At 42.5% G+C, this 2,802-nt stretch carries 3 protein-coding genes; 2 read left to right on the forward strand and 1 reads right to left on the reverse strand.

Going from position 1 to position 2,802, the window contains the following annotated elements; genetic code table 11:
* Positions 1–444, forward strand: a 444-nt coding sequence (locus VLN09_RS05010) for a transposase (protein ID WP_325244276.1), incomplete at its 5' end; no start/stop codon positions are given.
* A 145-nt stretch (positions 445–589) separates the two neighbouring features.
* Positions 590–1,459, forward strand: coding sequence for an SDR family oxidoreductase (locus tag VLN09_RS05015; RefSeq protein WP_325244278.1), 870 nt, complete (start codon positions 590–592; stop codon positions 1,457–1,459).
* A 109-nt stretch (positions 1,460–1,568) separates the two neighbouring features.
* Here the strand turns inward: VLN09_RS05015 and VLN09_RS05020 are convergent.
* Positions 1,569–2,802 (reverse strand): AMP-binding protein (locus VLN09_RS05020; protein ID WP_325244280.1); only part of this gene is annotated, 1,234 nt, incomplete at its 5' end.

The following is a 2,802-nucleotide window of genomic DNA, read 5'->3' on the forward strand; positions in this document are numbered from 1 at the left end:
ACACTCAGCAAAAGCCACGCCATGATTGCCTGTGAGAATTTGAAGGTCGCTAATATGTCGAAATCAGCAAGCGGGTCGGTGGAAAACAAAGGTCGTAATGTCAAAGCCAAGTCAGGATTGAATAAATCAATCCTAGATCAAGGCTGGGGCATGGCGCTTGATATGCTTGAGTATAAGCAGCAATGGAGAGGCGGGCTACTTATCAAAGTGAATCCGCAATATACAAGCCAGACCTGTTTTAAATGTAAGCATTTTGCTGTCGATAACAGACGAACTCAGTCAAAATTTGAGTGCGTCAAATGTAGGTATATTGCGAATGCAGATTTTAATGCGGCTCGTAATATATTGGCGGCAGGACGTGCCGTTTTGTCTGTGGAGGGAGGATGCAGTAAAGGTCGCCCGTTGAAACAGAAAACTTGCGACCTTCGTGAGAAAGTCTCCTAAGAGCGTTTGCTTTTAGAATCCCCCCACTTGAACTTTGTGAAAGTGGGGGGAGTATGTCAATAGCGCAGATAATATCAAAGCCAGATAGACAGTTAGAAGTGTTTACGTTATCTTGAGATTATCATTGATGCATAAGGGAATGTCCATGCAAAATAAGTTAGTCAGCCTAATGGCAAAAACAGCTACCAAAAGTAAAAATCAATTACTTGGTGCGGTACAACCAGCACGTTATTTAAAAGGCTTGAATAAACAACAAGTAGGTCGTGGCAAAACGGTTTTAATCACTGGTGCCAGCTCAGGATTGGGCGAGGGTATGGCAAGACTGTTTGCCAAGCTTGGCTATAATTTGGCGATTTGTGCGCGTCGTACTGATCGTTTGGAGAGTCTACAAACAGAGCTGATAGCACAATATCCTCATATTCGAATTGAGTATCGCGTATTAGATGTTAGTGATTATGATGCAATTTTTGAAGTGTTTGATGCTTTCGCGGCTGACTTTGGTCATATTGATCGTGTGGTGGTCAATGCCGGTATTGGTGAAAGTCGCCGTATTGGTAAAGGACGCTTTGATACCAACCGCCGTACGGTTGAGATTAACTTTATATCAGCGCTAGCGCAGTGTGAAGCAGCAATGGCTATTTTTCGGGCTCAAAATAGTGGTCATTTAGTAGTGATATCAAGTATGTCAGCGATGCGTGGATTGCCTAAGCATTTAACGGCTTATGGCGCAAGTAAAGCAGGATTGGCGCATTTGGCAGAAGGTATTCGTGCTGATATGCTATTAAGCAAACTGCCGATTCAAGTCTCTACTATTTATCCAGGTTATATTCGTACTGAAATCAATGAAAACGCTAAGCCTTTACCGTTTGAAGTCGATGCTGAGACTGGTACCAAGGCAATTGTGGCAGCGATTGAAGCTGGCGTGGATGAAGCTTGTGTCCCAAGCTTACCCTGGTCAATTGTCGGACAAGCCATGAAGTGTTTGCCGTTACAGATAGTGAATAGAGTTAGCTAATATCAGTTGCTTTGATATTCACATTAGAAATAGTAAAGGCAAAATTAAGACCATAAAAAACCCGCTACATTAAACGTAGCGGGTTTTTATTAATTTTGAAGCTTAAGGTCTACAAGGTTTGAGGATTGTCTGACATATGCTTTTCACGTAACTTTTGACGTAATATTTTACCGACGTTACTTTTTGGCAACTCGCTCACAAACTCGATATGACGCGGACATTTATAGCCGGTTAGATTATCACGTGCAAAGTCTTTGATATCGCTTTTGGTGACATTGTTATCAGCAGGAACGATATAGATTTTAACTGCTTCACCTTGATTTTCATCGGGAATGCCAATCACTGCACACTCAACGATGCTTTTGCAATCAAGCATCACCGCTTCAATCTCATTTGGGAAGACATTAAATCCTGATACCAAAATCATGTCTTTTTTGCGATCAAGTAGGGTGATATAGCCATTTTCATCCATACTAATGATGTCGCCCGTACGGAAATAACCATCTTTAGTGAAGTCATTGGTCGTATCTTTATTAAAGTAGCCTGAGGTGATATTTGGTCCTTTGATACACATCTCGCCCGACTGATTTAAACCAACCTGCTCACCATTATCATCGACCACAATAATATCGACACTCGGTACAGGGATGCCGATAGTACCGTTAAATTTACGATCAGTGATGACGTTGGCGGTACCTGCGGCAACCCCTTCTGTCATACCCCAACCTTCAACCATTGGACAGCCAGTCACTTCTAACCAGCGCGCTGCTGTCTGCTCAGTTGCCGCCATGCCGCCTGCTTGAGAGATACGTAGCGAGCTGAAATCTAAATCTTTAAAGTTCGGTTGATCTAGTAAGCCTTTAAATAAGGTATTGACCGCAGGGAAAATATGGAACGGCTGCTTCGATAAGGTTTTAATAAACCCTGGCATATCACGTGGGTTTGGCACCAAAATAAAAGTATACCCTGAGCGCATGCCAAGTAGGCTAAGCATAAAGGCGAAAATATGATATAGCGGCAGTGCCATTACCATATTAATATATACTTCATTAATCTCTGAAGTGATAGGGCGGTACCATGCTTCTGATTGCATTGCAGCGGCTACGACGTTGCGCTGAGTAAGCACCGCGCCCTTAGATAGACCGGTTGTACCACCCGTATATTGCAAAATTGCTTTTTGTTGTAAGGAGGTTTTAGGTGCTTGAAAAGGTAAGGTTTTGCCTTTTTTCAGGACGTCAGGGAATTTGGTGACGTTATACTTAGGGTCATTTAAATTATACTTAGGTACTAAGCGTTTGACTTGATGGATAACGGTGTTGACCAAAATCCCTTTCAAACCCATC

Origin of the sequence: Psychrobacter sp. (genome assembly GCF_035469765.1) — a bacterium.
Lineage (GTDB): Bacteria > Pseudomonadota > Gammaproteobacteria > Pseudomonadales > Moraxellaceae > Psychrobacter.

Coding starts and splice junctions, on each gene's coding strand:
- VLN09_RS05015 (WP_325244278.1), top strand. CDS start 590: ATGCAAAATAAGTTAGTCAGCCTAATGGCAAAAACAGCTACCAAAAGT.